Origin of the sequence: Maribacter polysiphoniae (assembly GCF_003148665.1) — a bacterium.
GTDB classification, from domain to species: Bacteria; Bacteroidota; Bacteroidia; order Flavobacteriales; family Flavobacteriaceae; genus Maribacter_A; species Maribacter_A polysiphoniae.
In genome coordinates this window covers 1-17,253 of record NZ_QGGQ01000005.1, presented here as the reverse complement: position 1 = coordinate 17,253, position 17,253 = coordinate 1, and the positions used below count along the sequence as shown (strand labels likewise).

Genomic DNA, 17,253 nt, shown 5'->3' with positions numbered 1-17,253 from the left:
ATGCATGGCGATGGATTTCCATTTCATAAGGTAAAAAAATTTAAAAGGACAAGCAACCGATTGCGTTATAAATTTACATAATGCCCGAGAGGGTTGAAAATGATGGACGTATAGTCCAATAGAGACGGAACACCAAAGGGCGTGCAGATTCTTACAATACATTGAACATCATATTTAGCATTATAAAAACCAATCACATGAAAAAACAATTCATAATCCTCCTTCTAGCCTTTGGCCTATATGCCAATGCCAATGTTCAAATGCCTTTGTTGTTCGATAATGGCATGGTATTGCAAAGAGACAAACCCATTCCCGTATGGGGGTGGGCCGATGCGCACGAGAAAGTCGAAATCCGATTCCATGGACAAACGATAAAGACCAAGGCCGATAAAAACGGAAAATGGTCGGTACATATGAAACCCGAGATAGCCGGAGGCCCTTATACCCTATCGATCAAAGGCAAAAACACCATTGTCCTAACCGATGTCCTGGTCGGTGAAGTATGGCTCTGCAGCGGACAATCCAATATGGAATTCACTGTTGCCCGGGCCATGGATGCCAAAAAGGAAATCAATGATGCCGACTTTCCGATGATACGCCAGTTTTTGGTTGAAAAGGATGTGGCCTCAACACCCCAATCCAATTTAAAGGGCGGTCACTGGGACGTATGCAACTCCAATACAGTAGGCGATTTTACGGCTGTGGGTTATTTCTTTGCCAAGAAATTATATGCCGAACTAAAAATCCCCATCGGCATTATCAACAGTTCTTGGGGAGGCACTTGCGTAGAGACATGGATCAGTAGGGAAGCCTTTCAAAACAGTAGGGAGTTTAAGGAGATGATTGCTGACATGCCCAATGTAGACATGGACCTTCTCATGGCATCCAAAATGCAATCCTTAAAGGATAAAGTACAGGAATTACAAGGTGTATCGGTAGACCGTATTAACGAAACATCGTATAAGGAACCGACCTTCAATGATACGGGTTGGCCCGAAATGAACGCCCCCGAATTATGGGAAAACCAACAATTAAGTGGATTGGATGGCACTGTCTGGATGCGTAAGTCCGTTCTACTATCCCCAGAGGACGCCCAACATGGTGCCCTTTTGGAACTGGCTCAAATCGACGATCAGGATGTGACCTATATCAATGGTATTGAAGTAGGCACCACGGACGGTTATGATGTGTCTAGAACGTATGAAATTCCCGCGCAAGTACTCAAGGAAGGACAAAACACCATTGCCATACGTATTACCGACCGTACGGGTGGGGGTGGTATATGGGGAGATCCCTCAAACCTAAAACTTACATTAAAATACTCCACCGTTCCACTATCGGGTCCGTGGAAATTCAACGTGGTGGATATAAAAAGTAGTATCTCCCCAAATACTTATCCCTCCCTTTTATTCGATGCCATGATCAACCCTTTGATCCCTTATGCCTTCCAAGGCGTCTTATGGTATCAGGGGGAATCCAATGTCAGCCGGGCCGAACAATACACGAAAGCATTCCCCTTAATGATAAACGATTGGAGAAAAAAATGGGACCAGGGTGATTTTCCTTTTTATTTCGTTCAACTCTCCAGCTTTGATGAGTTTAAAGGAAACAGCAATAGTGGAAGCACATGGGCAGAACTCAGGGAGGCCCAAACAAAAACATTGGAGGTCGCCCATACCGGTATGTGTGTTACCACCGATATTGGCAATGCCAAGGATATCCATCCGAAAAACAAACAGGATGTGGGACTTCGGTTGGCGGCCATAGCCTTACACAACGTATACCAAAAGGATGTTGTATTCCAGGGACCGACCTATAAGGGCATGGCCGTAAAGGACCAACACATCATCCTTTCCTTCGACACCAATGGCAGCGGACTGATGACGCCTGATAAATATGGCTACCTCAAAGGTTTTGAGGTTGCAGGGCCTGATAGGGTATTCCATTATGCAAAGGCATACATTAAAGACGATAAGGTGATCGTTTCCTCCGAGGCCGTTTTGAAACCTGTTGCCGTACGGTATGGATGGGCCGATGATGCCGGTGAAGGCAATTTATACAATAAGGAAAAATTCCCGGCGGCGCCATTTAGAACCGATACCTGGGATTTGACCACAAAAGGGGTAAAATACACCTTTGATCAATGATTTTGAAGGCGTAGCCCCCTTTTATTGGATGGGGACCGAAAGTCCCATGCAACCTATTCCAGCCACGGGAGAAAACCGGTTTTAGTTAAAAAATCAAGTGCTAAATTGCATATAACCATGAGCTTTACCTATTTATCAGCACGAAGGATCTTACCCTTTGTACTACTATTCGGTTTATTTTTCTCCTGTAGGGAACAGGAATCCCCTACCCGGGAGCGCATTTCAATCAATGAGGGTTGGAAGTTTATGAAATATGGATCCCCAGAGGTTGCGGATAGCATGTTTTATGATGTCCGTCCTGAAATTCTAACGGTGGATGATACCAAAGCGGCGGACACACCTGCAACGGAAGCAGAGCAACTCAAAGCCTCCAAGAAAGCCTTAAAACCTTATATTCTACCCACAGCCAATCCTTATATAAAAGACCCATTGAAACATCATGTACGTCCCGAGGGGCACCCAGGTAGCGATTTCCCCTTGGTGCAATCGAGTTATGATGACAGCGGATGGGAAAACGTAACCCTGCCCCACGATTGGGCGATTGCAGGGCCGTTCCAAGAAGGCCCTAACCCTGACGTCGGTGGTGGTATGGGGCGTTTGCCCAGTAACGGCATTGCCTGGTACAGAAGACAAATCAATATTTCTAAAACCGAGCAAGACAAAGTTATTTATCTAGACATTGACGGGGCCATGTCCTATGCCATGGTCTGGTTAAACGGGTATTTGGTGGGCGGGTGGCCCTATGGTTATAACTCCTTTCGATTAGACCTAACACCCCATATCAATTTTGAAGGCATCAATCAGTTGGCCATACGCTTGGACAACCCCAACCACTCTGCCCGTTGGTATCCTGGCGGTGGCCTATATCGCAATGTATGGCTGACCAAAACCAACAAGGTGCATGTTGCCCACTGGGGAACTACCGTCACCACTTCAAAGGTGTCCAAAGCCTCGGCCCAAATCGGAATTAAAGTCCATGTAGTGAACCGATCAGATTCCGATACTGAAATTGAGACCATCACAAAGATCTATCCCATCAACAATGGAACCATCGGGTTGCAAACAGCTGCCACGGAAAAAGTAACCACCAAGATTCCAGCCGGAAACACTGCAACGTTGAACACGGCTACAACCCTGGAAAACCCAAGACTTTGGGGACCTCCACCTACACAGACACCCCATCTTTACAGGGCCATTACCCATGTCTCCCAAAACGGGGTAGGCATTGACACCTATAAAACGGATTTCGGCATTAGGGACATAAAATTTGACCCCAATCAAGGGATTTTGGTCAATAACGAATTAATCAAGCTACAAGGGGTCAATGAGCATCACGACCTAGGGGCCCTCGGCGCTGCCTTTAATGTCAGTGCCGCAACACGTAAACTCCACATTTTAAAGGAAATGGGTGTCAACGCCATCAGAATGGCCCACAATCCGCCTGCCCCTGAGCTGCTGGAATTAACCGATAAAATGGGTTTTTTGGTGATTGATGAAGTGTTCGATTCCTGGAAGAGAAAGAAGACACCCCACGATTTCCATTTGATTTTCCCCGACTGGTACGAAGCCGATGCCCGTGCCATGGTACGCCGCGATAAAAACCACCCTTCCATTGTGATATGGAGTTACGGCAACGAGGTTGGGGAACAATATACCGGTATTGAGGGTGCTACCCTAGGCAAAACCTTATCCGATATCATCAAGGACGAGGACCCCACCCGGCCAACGACCAGTGCCATGAATTGGGCAAAATCAGATATGCCGTTCCCCACGGCAATGGATGTCATCAGTCTCAACTACCAGGGGGAAGGCATTCGGCAAGACCCCATTTTTGATACCGTAACCAATCGGATAAAGACCAAACCCCAATACGGACCCTTTCACGAAAAATTCCCCAACAAAGTGATTCTAAGTAGCGAAACCGCCTCTGCCGCCAGCAGTCGCGGTGTGTATTTGTTTCCCGTAACCGATTTGACCAGCTCCCCGATCCGCGATGGTATGGGAGGTGACTCCAACATCAGACAGGTCAGTGCCTACGAACTTTATGCCGTTGATTTCGGATCGAGTGCCGATAAGGTATTTGCCTCCCTGGACAAGCATCCCTACTCCGCCGGTGAATTTGTATGGACGGGTTTTGATTACCTCGGCGAACCCACCCCCTATTATGAATCAAGGAGTTCGTACAATGGGATCATTGATTTGGCAGGCTTTCCCAAAGACCGCTATTACCTATACCAATCGAGATGGCGTCCCGATCTGCCCATGGTGCATATATTACCCCATTGGAATTGGCCCGACCGCATAGGCAAGACCTCCCCTGTACATGTTTTTACCTCAGGGGATGAAGTTGAGCTTTTCCTAAATGGAACATCGTTGGGCCGCAAGAAAAAAGCAGCTTATGCCTATCGTTTGCGATGGGATGATGTTATCTACCAACCGGGGGAATTAAAGGCGATTGCCTATAAAAAAGGAAGCGTTTGGTCCGAAGCAACCGTAAAAACCACGGGGGAACCTGCCCAAATGGTCGCTGTTGCCGATCGGGATGAAATCAATGCCGATGGAAAGGACCTCTCCTTTATCACCATACAACTAACCGATACCGATGGTTTGATCGTACCGACAGCCGATAATCCCATAGCCTTTGGGATTGAAGGGCCAGGGGAAATCATAGCCACTGATAATGGGGACCCTACCGATATGACGGAATTCCCTTCAACCCAACGCAAAGCCTTTAATGGTTCGGCCTTGGTTGTTGTACGTTCCATTCCCGGGAAAACCGGAAAAATCACGGTAAAGATGGAATCCGATGGATTAAAAGCATCACAAATAACATTGACTGCGGTGCCCAAAAAGAGGTAGCACCCAAAAATCACGGTGTTGTGGAGGCCACCCCATTCCCTTCCAAAAACCAAGGGTCTTATAGCGCTTTTGACCTACGGATGCGTCTTACTTTAAAAAGGATTCCTCATGATTCGTATGCATGGGCACATATTTCTGTATCATATAGGGTGTAATCTCATCAAGGGTTTTCCCGGTTACGGGATGAAGTCCAGGTGCCGTGAAATACTCGATTTCACCTTCCTTGGTTTTATGGTACCAAATTAGGGGTTGATTGGTGATTTCAGAAAAAAATGGGGTCGACATGGTCACCTCAACCTTCTTAAAGTTCATGATTTTCGATTTGTCGTAGGGCACCACGGCCATTCCGTTTACCATGGATGGTTCGGTATTGCACGAGACTTCCTCATAGTGGGTCTTGACCCACGTCATACATTGCGGTTTTTGATTCATCCGAAATAGGGAGGTAATAAAAAACACCACTAAGGTCATACCGACCAAGTACAGGATCCATTTCATTTGAACGCCCCCCTTACCAGGGGCCCCATCCTCCGATCCCTTGATGGGCAAGGCATTCTTACTCACATATTCGGCATAATTTTCATAGCCTAGATAACCGCATAAAAAATCGACAGTGTCCGCGTTTGGACTACCCTGTTCCAAATCCCCGTTTATATAGCGATCATAGGCCCTTTCCAGGGTTCTAGAGCTGAGTCCAATAACCTCGCTTACATACTTGGACAACGCATATCGGGAATGCGAAACACATCCGAATTTCGCCTTATCGAATACCCTGCGTACAATTTCTTCTATCCTAATTTCGTCCATCGCCCTAAAAGTACAAATTTCCTACCGACAAATTTCCACAAAAAACGCCACAACCCGTTGGTTTCATTGGTGTCTAAAAACTGTCTAAAACAAGTCGGGTACCTGTCTGCAATGCTACCACCCCCTTCCATTTACTTTGTTCATCGAATGGTTACAGCGATGCTTTGCTAACATCGCAATTCTAGAAAACCCATTCGTTCGGAAATCGATGATGCGGTCAGTGTTTGGCCCGATTGGGAAGTAGGTTGGATCCTACCGCATTCCGATTTCCACTTCCCACACAGAAGGGGTATCCCTTCAAAGTTTACAGCGATCGATCATCGCAAAATTCACTGAAACAATAACTCGGACAGCCATAGGTATGTCCAATCTTAAATCAATTCTCATGAAAAAAATACTCATAGCCATACTGGTCATCGCCATGAATACCGTCTTCTTTTCCTGTAAGCCCGATTCCGTTGCCGAATCGGATGCACTTTACAATATGCAGGCCGCTGAAGGCGATGATGGCGACATTCCGCCACCACCACCGGAAGGACTATAACAGAGATCATTATTTAATTGGGCTATACCGTTGGGGTATAGCCCAATTTTGAATACTTTTAAAGCAAAAGTATTTTCTTGAAAAGGTTTCTGTTCTTAGCTTGTATCGCATTGTTGGTTTCCTGCACGGAAAATCACCGGGACAATGCCTCAAAAACAGCGGTGGCCAACGATAGTGTCCATTTTTATTATACTATTTCCAAAGACAAAAATGCCCCCCTGGAAACCCGGTATACTGCGGCCAACAAATCCTACCGCCTTTTGCGGAACGGCAACAGGGACACCCTATATTCCTCGGTCCTATATCAAAAAAACCTGCTTCATTTTTTACGTGGGGAATACGACAGTCTCCGGTTTTATAACAGTCGTCTTATCGAACATGCCGGAAAGATCGAGGACAACGACATCCTAGGCCGACAGTATTATCTCATGGCGTACTACAATGATCTTTTTGCCCATAAGCCCGATAGTGCGTTCTACCATTACAATCAGGCCAAGAACTATAAAAAAAGGGTACACGATAGCAGCAGGGTGGGGAAAATACTGCATTCCATGGCGGTCATCCAAAAAAACCACAACGATTTTTTCGGCAGCAAGGAAACCATTACCGAGGCATTGCACTATTTGGATGCAAGCAAGGATTCCAAATACGTTTCCGCAGCCTACAATGTGCTTGCGACGGACCATCGGAAATTATTGAATTACGAAGATGCGATAAAATATCATCGTAAGGCCATTGCCATGACGGACTCGGACCGGGACCGACTGATCTACCAAAACAATTTGGCCACGACCTATATCGATGACCACAAATACCATGATGCCGTTGCCCTGTTGCAAGAGATTGCGGGGGACTCGGTATTGCAAAAAAGTAAAAACGAATATGCCCGTGTCCTCGACAATCTCGCTTTTGCCCAATGGTCGTTACACGAAAACATACAGGAAGAAGCGTTCCTGTATCCCTTACGTATACGCCGGGAAATAAAGGACCAAAGAGGGCAATTGGCAAGCTACACCCATTTGGGGGAATACTATAGCACCGTGGACCATACCAAGGCCAGAACCTATTTTGATTCCCTTATCCAACTCTCGAAAACCCTGAATATCCCCAGGGCCGAAAAGGACGCTCTAAAGCACTTAATGCAACTCGCACCCGATAATGTAGCCCTCCGAGATCGTTATGTTTTTCTGCAAGACAGTCTCTATGCCCAAGAACTGAAGGTAAAGACCCAATTTGCCAAATACAAGTACGACGATACCCTAAAACAAGAATCCATTTTGCGGTTGGAAAAGGAAAATGCCGAGCGTGCCTTGGAGGTTGCCAAGGCCCGTAACCAAAAAATCATCTCCTATGCCAGTCTGGTGCTGGTTATATTGGCCGCTGGTTTTGTGGGCTATTATTTTATACAACGTGCCAATCGCCTAAAACAAAAGAACAAGATCGCCGTATTGGAAGCCACCTATGAGACCGAAGCGGCACTCTCCAGAAAATTACACGATGATTTTGGGGGAAAACTGAACCATGCCATGCTCATGCTGCAGAATGGATCTGACCCCAATGAGGTTCTTGATGTTGTCGAGGTGTTGTACAACCAAAGCCGGAATTTCTCCCGAAAAATCAACGATGTGGATACCGGGCCCCGGTTTAAGGAATTTCTCTTTGGCATGTTGGGCATGTATTGTACGACCACCAAGTTGATCGTTACGGGAAGCAAGGAAATCAACTGGGACACGATTCCTGCCTTGACAAAGAAGACCCTGTACAAAGTACTTCAGGAACTAATGACGAACATGCAGAAGCACAGTTCGGCCACCCTGGTCTCCATCAATTTTGGGCAAACCAAGAAAAAACTGAAGGTCGATTACGAGGACAATGGGGTGGGTGTCACCAAAGAGGCCATACAAAATAAAAATGGACTTTGGATTACGGAAAAGCGTATTGTAACTATAAATGGAACCATTAATTTTGATTCGGATAAGGGCGATGGTTTTAGGGCCCTTATTGAAATTCCGAATTAAAAAGTGCAGACCATGTTCAAAAAAATACTGATTGCCGAAGATTTCCAAGACACCAATAAAGGTATTGTCGATGCCCTTGAAAACCGATTCCATATCGAAAGCATACAAGAGGAGTTGTATTGCGATAAGGCCTACAACCGCTTTAAGGTAGCCTTTATGAATGGGGAACCGTATGAATTATTGATTACGGACCTCTATTTTAAGGAAAGCCATGTAGACCGCAGGCTAACCTCGGGCAAGGCCCTTATCGAAGCGGTTCGGGGAATAGACCCCAATGTCAAGGTCATTGTCAACTCCATGGTCGACAACCCTGTGGAAATAAATCCGTTGTTTACCGATCAAAAGATAAACGGTTATGTCTGTAAAGGCCGAAATAGCCTTAACGAATTGATCGATGCCCTACAGGAAGTACGGCAGAACAGGACCTATGTCTCGCCCCAGATCAATCTGAACGGCGCCAATAGTATCATTGAGATGGACAAATACGACCTTATGATCTTAAAGGACCTTTCCGAGGGCTATACTAAAAAGGAGATTTCGGCCCGACTCAGGGCAAAGAACATCTCCCCCAATAGCGAAAGCACCATCGACAAGAAAGTAAGTCGGTTGTTCGATGAGTTCGGGGCCAAGAACACCCACCACCTTATCGCCAAACTCATTAAACAGGGTAGAATTTAAAGTAAGGCCATACTTACCTTAAATTCATTCTTTCCACTTGCAAGATTGGGCTTAATTAGATCTTATTGATTTTCGCGGTCATCGATTTTTAAACCGAAAACGGGAAACGACCTATTCCCCAACAATTTTTAAGGGTAGTCGACAAAAAACCCATCCCCCATTTGACATCCTATAACAAACAAATTTAATTCCCTTACGGAAATCTGTAAGGGATCCATTTTTTATGGTCCTATTTTTAGGCTTCCAAAACAAACCCATCATCATGAAAAAACAACTTCTTTTAGTTGGGGTCGCTACCATACTACTCTCCTGTACTTCCCCAATGCAACGGAACTACAGTAAAGAAAGCTACAAAACCGATTTGGAAGCGATTAAGGAAGAACTCGATCCCCCTTCATTCTTGCTGCTCGCCGGTACGTTGGTACGACTGGAGTTCGAGGAGGTGCCTTTGGATACCATGACCTACGCCGAAATATTGGAGCACGGTAAAAAATGGCAGGCCGAACAGGACCGAAAACGAAAAAGTGAACTGGGCGATCGGCACGACAGACGCCGCAATTACCCCTACCATTAACCGATGTTACAATTATATATACCTATGAAAAAACTGATCACATTACTGACGATTATATCCCTAATGCTACCTAAACACAGCCATGCCCAAGACAATGGTGCCGTGGTCGCAGGCGCTGTCGGCGCTTTGGCGGCCATAGGCGCTGGCGTCGCGGCAGTAGAGCAAATGAAGGAACGGGCAGAACTTACCGCTACCGAATGGTTGTTGGCCAATAACCCGGAAATGACCAGCTTTTCATTAAAAACCTTGGATTTTGATGGCAAAAAGTTGAAAGACATGTCCTCAACCTCTGTCATTACCTTTAAAATACAGGAGTTCATACCCGCCGACAATCCGGAATTGGATGGCAAAAAACAGGTGTTGTTGGGTTTTACCAGTCATGGTTGGATCAACGAATACGGTATCGATTTCAATAAGATCAAATGGTTTTTGATAGACAAACCCGAATGGACGAGAATGATGGTCGCCTACGTACGGGTCGCCTCTGGGGAATGGGTGAACACACATGTCGAGGAAACATTGACCCAAGGTAAAATCGTCAACAAAGGGGTACGGGTCAAAAGCAAGATGGCCATCCCCTTTTATAAACTCTCTGGAGACATGTACGTGGTAACGGACTATTCCGATGACATGAAGTTTATCTACAACGAACGCTCCCTTGGTATATTCTTAAAAGCCACCAAAGACCTGGTACAGATCAAACGGGGCAGCCTAATAGAATTGCACGAGTTCTTTTTTGAGGAGGGGTAATGCTGGTAAAATGGGATGAAAATGTAGCCATTTCTATCGAATGACCACGCTCCAAAAAACTATTCATCGTAGTCGCAAAAAACTAATTGCAAAACATCCATTTTGAAACATATTGTCTAAATGTTATGGGCAAGATTAAAAACCGAAACTGAAAAATGAAACAAAAGAAAAAAACCCCAATGCTCCACAACACTTCTTGAAATACAGTACCAACTTACAAAAAATTAAATGTGGTAACAGTTACCACTATTCCAAACACGGCAAAACAAAAAAGCCAAATAAAAAATGAAAAAATCAATAAGCTTAATATTCTTAGCAACACTTCTTTTTACAAGTTGTGCTTCACACAACGGATTAACGACAAACAGGAACAATCATACCACAGAAGTCGTTTTGTCTAAAAAGAACTACAAAATTATCGAACGTGTACAAGGAGAAGCCCAAACAAGATATATCCTAGGAATTGGAGGGTTATCGAAAAAAGCTTTAGTAGCCGAAGCTAAAGCGAAGATGCTTTCTAATGCTAATATTATTGGCAGTTCAAAAGCAATTATTAATGAGACCGTTGAAGTCAAACACTCCTTTTTCCCTTTCGTAAGACTTTATAAGGTAACGGTTTCGGGACATATTGTAGAATTCACGGATTAATACAACCAGCCCATAACATTTTATTTATATGACGGCCAACAAACCCTATTTGAAAGCCTGAATACTAGCTCTATTTAATATTTGTTTTTTAAATTTAGGGGTGTTAACCTGTCGCAACTAGCACTTTGAAAAAATCAAGAACACATTAAATTAATACTAGTAAAAATGGAATAAACGTACCTGGTTACGTTTAGCCTTTTGTTTTAAGTAATATTAAAAAGTATAAAATTGACTAACCAAAAAGCAGAATATTTAATAAAACTTGAAAAAGTCTTGGCTGACCCTCATCAGACAATTGATTTAAAAAACAAAAAGAATCGGTTGGAATTAGTTTCGCATCAAGACTCTGAAAGAAATTTTTGGGTGGAAATGACTTCTAACCAAAAAATTATACTCAAAACCTCTATTCATCACTTAGAAAGCAACACTTTTGTAGGCCTTCTACGAATAGATTTTAAAGGAACTCATCAGAATCCAACAGGAATCAAGGATACTCTACCAGAGGACCTTATACCGTACGTTGGAAAATGGTTTGAACCAGAAGACCATCATATGCACGTATTTGTGGAGGGTTACAAACCCCTTGCTTGGGCGATTCCCTTAGCGGATACTGATTTTCCAATCAAAGAAATAAATGATGCTTCAGACTTGTCTGATTTAATAACTAATTTCGCAAGGTTAATAAATCTTAAATCTCTAATTAACATTCAACAAGCAATATTGTGAATTGGGTTAACACATACGTAGATGATTATTATAAGTGGTTAAGAGAAAAAACTTTTATCCAGCAAGGCTCTACAACCGATTGGTTCCTGATTAACACTCCTTTCCTGGGGGCTTTTAATGACACAATAGAGATATATGCTAGAAAGCATGGAGACCAATTAACCCTGAGTGATAATGGCGAAACAATGGCGAATCTAGAATTACAAGGTCTTCATATCCAAGGTTCAAAAAAAAGAAAGGAATTATTAGACTCTATTCTTCTAAGCTATGGCTTAAATTGTGTAAATAATGAAATTCTTGTAGAAACAAATTTGGAAAATTTTTCTCAGTCTAAACATAATTTTTTACAAGCTATAATAGAAGTAAATGATCTTTACGTGCTATCGAAAAACAATGTTGCTTCTATTTTCAAAGAAGACGTTAGAAATTATCTTGACTCTCAAAATATTATATACACACCTGATTTCATCTCTAAGGGTGCAACTGGATTAGAATTTAATTTTGATTTTCAAATAGCTCAAAAAAGTAAAGAAATCGTAATTAAATCATTTAATACAGTCAACAAACAAAATCTATCCACTTTTCTATTCTCTTGGGAAGATATTAAACCCGTACGAGAGAAATCAACTAAAAAAGATGTGCGTGCAATTGCTATTATAAATGACTCAGAGAAGCGAGTTAAAAGTGAATTCCTTGATGCTTTAAAGTCAAAGAGTGCAAGTTATATTTTATGGTCAGAAAGAGATACTAGAGCTAATAAGGACCTTCTAGTCGCTTAAAGCACTACTTACAAAAACGAAGTTTAAGGTAACAACGAAAGGTCTGTGCATTTTTATGAAGTCCGCAAAATCTTTGGCCCCGAAGGGTCGAGGTTGCTTTGGACAGGAAAAGAAAAAAAAGGATTTAGCAAATATTTTGACAGAAAGCAAAATTCATGCGTTACTATACTATATAACTACTTTTTAAAGATAAAAACGTGGAAATAGTATTATATCTTTTTGCTATAGTTTTCGTTTTACTTCTTGTTGGACTTTTGTATACCCTGATCAAAGATTTCAAGGAAATTATACGAAGTCTAATAAATATGTCCAAGCCACAACTTTTTCATCCCAGAACATGGGTTTTTACTCCTATTTGGTTAATTGGTTATGTTTTGGACAACTTTTTTGGTTTTGAAATCTTGGACAAATATGATGAAAAAAGTGATGGTCTGGAAAGATATCCATCAACAAAAAAAATGGAGCTCGATTTTGAAACTGGGGATAAGTATATAATCTCAAAAACATCTCAAGATAAACTGGAATCATATATTAAGGATTATTTAGACATATTTTGCAATGGTAATCTGGCCTTTGAAAATTTCCAATTAATAAACCGAAACATTATTATAATGAAATGTCCAAAAAGAATCACCTTTTTTGAATTCAATTTATTGACTCAACATATTTGCTACGAAACCAAGGATAGTTGGGGTATATTTAATTCGAAAAAACTAAGCTACTATTCTTATTCCGATGACAAGACTGTTCACAACATTATTGGACGGACAAATGACGGACAAAAATTTTCAATCTACACCCTTTATAATTTAGATAGGGATAGATTTTTAAATATAAATCAGGACCTGAGTGTAAAAAATTTTAATTGGACATTAATTAACAACTCTCTAAAACACCTCGTTTAAAAATCAAATAATCCCCCGCTGGCGCGAGCATCCTGCTCGTGCCAACAACGTATACACCATAGGCACAACCTTTTTTTTACCACTCTTGAAGTGGTAAACCATAGCATGGAGCCAACAACACCCCTTACTATAGTAACCCAAGCAGCGCCAAGATAATAGGCGTAAATAGGGCTGTAAACAGTCCGTTCAAAATACGTCCCACACTGGAATACGCGCCAAACCGTTGACTTATGGCCATGGCTTGGGCCGTTCCAAGACCATGACTTGCGGCGCCCCTGTGGAAGCTTACAAACGGACTATTACGTTTAGCCAATAATGACTCAAAATATAGCATACTACCCTGAAAATTCCAATAGCTGTAACAATCTTAAAATACAATCGTCTTCGGTTAAAGAACCAAAGAAGTTGATTAATGAAAAATTTACTGACTATTCTCCTTGCTACTTTTTTATTCTCTTGTCAAGACAATAATGAACAACTGAATCTTAAGGAAGGTGTATACATATCGAATGTTACCATAATCTCAACAGAAGATGGCACTTACAGCCCTTATATAGGCCATTTAGTGATTGAAAAAGATGGAATCGTTTATGTGGGCAAAAATGAGCCAAGTATAAGCGGAGTATTTGAACAGATCGACGGAACTGGAAAATTCATAATCCCAGGGTTAATCGACAGTCATGTTCATATGACGGAAGTACAGGGAATGCTTCAACACCATAAGGAAAAGTACCCTGATCTAGTTAAAGAATTCAATGACCAAATGCCTAGAAGTTATTTATACTATGGCTTTACCACGATCATTAATCTTGGGGGTATATCAGATGAACGAATCAATTCTTTTAACATACAACCATTAACACCCGACTTATATCATGTTGGATATTCAGGCGCTGCGATTGCAAATGGTTACCCCATGATTTATACACCTGAAGAATATCGATTTGAAATTGAGCCAAATTTCATATACGTGGAGAGTCAGGCGGAGCATATTCCAGATAAATATAAGCCAGCCGACCATACACCCAAAGCGGTGGTTAAGCGTATTAAAAATTCCGGGGCTATTGCCGTAAAATCTTATTATGAGTCAGGTTTTGGACGCATGTCCAATTTACCCTTGCCAACCAAAAGTATAATGACTGGGTTACTTAATGAGTCACACGCAAATGGACTAGTGCTAACGGTTCACGCAAATTCACTTGCAGGACATTCCTTTTTGACTGACGTAGGGGTAGATATTTTAGCGCACGGACTATGGAACTGGGAAAAATACAAAGATGTACCAACGGACTCGCTTCCATTAGAAATAAAAGAAACGTTGGATTTACAAATTCAAAAACAAATAGGCTACACGCCCACCTTAACAGTCATTGAAGGAGAGGGCGCTTTGGTTGATACGGTATTCATTAATCAGCCTGCCTTAAAAAAGGTGATTCCTAAAAATTTACTTGAATGGTATAAAACGGAAGAAGCACAATGGTTCGCCAAAGACCTTTTTGGTGAATCCAATGTAGAAGAGGTACATAAAATCTATGGCAATATACAGGCTCATGCCATGCTAGTTTTAAAATACCTTTCTGACCATAACGGTCTAATTCTATTTGGCACAGATACTCCATCTGGTCCAATTTATACCAATCAACCTGGTTATAATGGATATTGGGAACTTAAATTAATGAAAAAAGCAGAAGTGCCTTTAAATAAGATTCTTGCATCCGCTACAATTAATAATGCCAAAGCCTTTCATTTAGATTCTTCCCTCGGTTCATTGGCTATCGGAAAAAAAGCCAATCTACTTATGATGGCCAAAAACCCTTTAATGGATATTGAAGCATATGATGCTATAGACAAGGTTGTTATTGGAGGTAAGATCATAAAAAGGGAAGATCTAGAAGTCAAGGAATAACCGGCTACAACAAAACCTCCCATGAAAAGCCCTGGTCCCTCCCGATAATCCCGATAGTTATCGGGAGGGAATAAAAGTTCAAATAAACGATGATTATAAACCTAAATGCAAAATATTTTAGGGAAGCATGGGAAAATTAATATTTCTATTTTTACCGAAACATGATTAGTGTAGCTGTTATGCAAATATGAAATATGCCATCATAGATATAGAGACTAATGGAGGAGTAAAAATAACGGAGATAAGTATTTTTATTTTTGATGGAATTCACGTTATAGATGAATTTACTACGCTTATTAATCCTGAATGCCATATTCCTAAACGAATTATAGGTCTCACCGGCATAGATAATATGATGGTTAGAGAATCTCCTAAATTTTATGAAGTAGCAAAAAAAATATATGAAATAACTGAGAACTGCATTTTTGTAGCCCATAATGTTAATTTCGACTATGGAATTATAGCAAAAGAGTTTAAAGAATTAGGATTGGATTACAGAAGAAAAAAACTATGTACTATTCGCCTTTCAAGAAAGTTATTGCCAAATAAAAAATCATACAGTCTTGGTAATTTATGTATTTCCGAAGGAATTTCCAATACAGATAGACACCGCGCTAGAGGTGATGCAGAAGCTACGGTAATACTATTTAAAAAATTATTGAACCTAGACAAAGCAGAATCCAATAGTGTAATTAGTTCTTTTCTAAATCCTAGTTCAAGAGGAGCTACACTGCCTCCACTATTACCTAAAAAGGTTTTCGATAATTTATCCGAAAAACACGGAGTATATTATTTTTGGAATGAAGCGGGAAAAATTATTTATGTCGGCAAATCCAATAATATTAAGAAGCGTGTATTAAGTCATTTCCATGATAAAAAGAAGAAAGAGGTAGATATGTGCATGGCCACTGCCAATATTACTTATACGGAAACTGGTAATGAGCTATTAGCATTACTTTTAGAATCAGCAGAGATAAAAAACATACTTCCAAAATATAATAGAGCACAGAGACGGACAAGTTTAGGTTGTGGATTAATTACCTATAAGGATAAAAAAGGCATTATGCATTTAGCATGGAATACACTAGAATTGACACCTAGTCCGATACTGAAATTTTATTCCATTTCTGAGGCAAGAAGTTTTTTAGAACGGTTATGCGAACAATTTGAATTATGTCCTAAATATTGTAATCTACAAACAAATGTCAGTAGTTGTTTTGATTATCAAATAAAGAAATGCAAAGGAGTTTGCCGAGATAGTGAAGCTATTGAAATGTATAATAAAAGAGTGGAAGAGGCAATACAATCAGTTAGCTTCCAGGCCGATAATTTTGTAATTAAGGAGAAAGGGAAAAGGAAAGAAGAGTTTTCTTTTGTTTTGGTTTTGAATAATTTATACAAAGGGTATGGCTATCTTAAGAAAAAGAAACAGACATTTTCGGTAAATGATTATTTGGAGGGAATTGTAGCGCAGAAAGATAATAGGGATATTAATAGAATCTTACATGGATACATTAAGAAAAACCCAGAATGCATCAAAGTTCTCTAAAGTTTAAATAATGGATTATTGAGGGTGTAAACTGAACTCTGTCTGAAATAAATTTAAGTATTAATTTTATTCAGACAGAATCATGAGAAAAGAAGAACAAACAGAATTCGAAAAGAAGGTGCTTGACCAGTTCATGTCCGGCAAGAACCTTTTCGGTAAAGGAGGTGCTTTCGCCCCAATGCTGAAGAACGTGATCGAAAAGGCCCTTGAGGCCGAGATGGAGGGGCATTTGAACGAAGTTCAAAGGACCAAGGGCAACAAACGCAACGGCAAGGGCAAGAAGACGATCAAGAGCGGCTACGGCACCTTCGACATCGATACGCCCCAGGACAGGCAGAGCAGCTTTGAACCGGAACTTGTAAA

General features: G+C 41.4%; 16 protein-coding genes. 14 read left to right on the top strand and 2 right to left on the bottom strand.

Annotation, left to right across the window (positions count from 1 at the left end; translation table 11 throughout):
• Positions 1-197: 197 nt before the first annotated feature.
• Both LX92_RS11900 and galB read left to right on the top strand, forming a co-directional pair.
• Positions 198-2,147 carry a sialate O-acetylesterase gene (locus tag LX92_RS11900; protein ID WP_109650851.1) on the top strand — a complete coding sequence of 650 codons (1,950 nt, stop codon included), beginning with the start codon at positions 198-200 and terminating at the stop codon, positions 2,145-2,147.
• Positions 2,148-2,264: 117 nt separating this feature from the next.
• Positions 2,265-5,006 carry a beta-galactosidase GalB gene (gene galB / locus LX92_RS11895; RefSeq protein WP_109651313.1) on the top strand — a complete coding sequence of 914 codons (2,742 nt, stop codon included), beginning with the start codon at positions 2,265-2,267 and terminating at the stop codon, positions 5,004-5,006.
• An 87-nt stretch (positions 5,007-5,093) separates the two neighbouring features.
• On the opposite strand, the gene LX92_RS11890 is transcribed toward galB, so the two are convergent.
• Positions 5,094-5,813, bottom strand: coding sequence for a hypothetical protein (locus LX92_RS11890; protein WP_109650849.1), 720 nt, complete (start codon positions 5,811-5,813; stop codon positions 5,094-5,096).
• A 385-nt stretch (positions 5,814-6,198) separates the two neighbouring features.
• On the opposite strand from LX92_RS11890, the gene LX92_RS22435 reads away from it, so the two are divergent.
• From LX92_RS22435 to LX92_RS11850, 9 genes are all read left to right on the top strand, one after another.
• Entirely contained in the window at positions 6,199-6,357 is a 159-nt protein-coding gene (locus tag LX92_RS22435; RefSeq protein WP_170117840.1) for a hypothetical protein, read from the top strand.
• Positions 6,358-6,434: 77 nt separating this feature from the next.
• The gene (locus LX92_RS11885; RefSeq protein ID WP_146197824.1) at positions 6,435-8,375 is read left to right on the top strand and encodes a tetratricopeptide repeat-containing sensor histidine kinase; all 1,941 of its coding nucleotides are present in this window, start codon (positions 6,435-6,437) and stop codon (positions 8,373-8,375) included.
• Between the two features lie 12 nt (positions 8,376-8,387).
• Positions 8,388-9,053, top strand: coding sequence for a helix-turn-helix domain-containing protein (locus tag LX92_RS11880; protein ID WP_109650845.1), 666 nt, complete (start codon positions 8,388-8,390; stop codon positions 9,051-9,053).
• A gap of 262 nt (positions 9,054-9,315) precedes the next feature.
• Positions 9,316-9,627, top strand: coding sequence for a hypothetical protein (locus LX92_RS11875; RefSeq protein WP_109650843.1), 312 nt, complete (start codon positions 9,316-9,318; stop codon positions 9,625-9,627).
• 24 nt (positions 9,628-9,651) lie between these two features.
• A complete protein-coding gene (locus LX92_RS11870) occupies positions 9,652-10,377 on the top strand; it encodes a hypothetical protein (RefSeq protein WP_109650841.1) in 726 nt (241 codons plus the stop codon).
• A gap of 285 nt (positions 10,378-10,662) precedes the next feature.
• Positions 10,663-11,025, top strand: coding sequence for a DUF6567 family protein (locus LX92_RS11865; protein WP_109650839.1), 363 nt, complete (start codon positions 10,663-10,665; stop codon positions 11,023-11,025).
• Between the two features lie 228 nt (positions 11,026-11,253).
• Positions 11,254-11,751 (top strand): DUF6978 family protein, encoded by a 498-nt coding sequence (locus LX92_RS11860; protein WP_109650837.1) that lies wholly within the window; start codon positions 11,254-11,256, stop codon positions 11,749-11,751.
• On the top strand, positions 11,748-12,530 hold the full coding sequence (locus LX92_RS11855; RefSeq protein ID WP_109650835.1) for a DUF1828 domain-containing protein: 783 nt from the start codon (positions 11,748-11,750) through the stop codon (positions 12,528-12,530). Before LX92_RS11860 ends, LX92_RS11855 begins: the two co-directional genes overlap by 4 nt.
• A 197-nt stretch (positions 12,531-12,727) precedes the next feature.
• On the top strand, positions 12,728-13,435 hold the full coding sequence (locus tag LX92_RS11850) for a hypothetical protein (protein ID WP_109650833.1): 708 nt from the start codon (positions 12,728-12,730) through the stop codon (positions 13,433-13,435).
• 127 nt (positions 13,436-13,562) lie between these two features.
• On the opposite strand, the gene LX92_RS11845 is transcribed toward LX92_RS11850, so the two are convergent.
• Entirely contained in the window at positions 13,563-13,769 is a 207-nt protein-coding gene (locus LX92_RS11845) for an LrgB family protein (protein ID WP_109650831.1), read from the bottom strand.
• 78 nt (positions 13,770-13,847) lie between these two features.
• Here LX92_RS11845 and LX92_RS11840 point away from each other — a divergent pair, with 78 nt between their 5' ends.
• The 3 genes from LX92_RS11840 to LX92_RS11830 all read left to right on the top strand — a co-directional run.
• Positions 13,848-15,341, top strand: a complete 1,494-nt coding sequence (locus LX92_RS11840) for an amidohydrolase family protein (protein WP_109650829.1) — start codon at positions 13,848-13,850, stop codon at positions 15,339-15,341.
• 187 nt (positions 15,342-15,528) lie between these two features.
• Entirely contained in the window at positions 15,529-16,890 is a 1,362-nt protein-coding gene (locus tag LX92_RS11835) for an exonuclease domain-containing protein (protein ID WP_109650827.1), read from the top strand.
• Positions 16,891-16,972: 82 nt separating this feature from the next.
• Positions 16,973-17,253: transposase (locus LX92_RS11830; protein WP_211315872.1), on the top strand; the 281-nt coding region annotated here is incomplete at its 3' end.

What these genes read in the sequence shown, in the direction of transcription:
- LX92_RS11870 (WP_109650841.1), top strand. Translation starts at nt 9,652, where the DNA reads ATGAAAAAACTGATCACATTACTGACGATTATATCCCTAATGCTACCT.
- LX92_RS11840 (WP_109650829.1), top strand. Translation starts at nt 13,848, where the DNA reads ATGAAAAATTTACTGACTATTCTCCTTGCTACTTTTTTATTCTCTTGT.
- LX92_RS11880 (WP_109650845.1), top strand. Translation starts at nt 8,388, where the DNA reads ATGTTCAAAAAAATACTGATTGCCGAAGATTTCCAAGACACCAATAAA.
- LX92_RS11890 (WP_109650849.1), bottom strand. Translation starts at nt 5,813, where the DNA reads ATGGACGAAATTAGGATAGAAGAAATTGTACGCAGGGTATTCGATAAG.
- LX92_RS11845 (WP_109650831.1), bottom strand. Translation starts at nt 13,769, where the DNA reads ATGCTATATTTTGAGTCATTATTGGCTAAACGTAATAGTCCGTTTGTA.
- LX92_RS11875 (WP_109650843.1), top strand. Translation starts at nt 9,316, where the DNA reads ATGAAAAAACAACTTCTTTTAGTTGGGGTCGCTACCATACTACTCTCC.
- LX92_RS11865 (WP_109650839.1), top strand. Translation starts at nt 10,663, where the DNA reads ATGAAAAAATCAATAAGCTTAATATTCTTAGCAACACTTCTTTTTACA.
- LX92_RS22435 (WP_170117840.1), top strand. Translation starts at nt 6,199, where the DNA reads ATGAAAAAAATACTCATAGCCATACTGGTCATCGCCATGAATACCGTC.
- galB (WP_109651313.1), top strand. Translation starts at nt 2,265, where the DNA reads ATGAGCTTTACCTATTTATCAGCACGAAGGATCTTACCCTTTGTACTA.
- LX92_RS11835 (WP_109650827.1), top strand. Translation starts at nt 15,529, where the DNA reads ATGAAATATGCCATCATAGATATAGAGACTAATGGAGGAGTAAAAATA.
- LX92_RS11900 (WP_109650851.1), top strand. Translation starts at nt 198, where the DNA reads ATGAAAAAACAATTCATAATCCTCCTTCTAGCCTTTGGCCTATATGCC.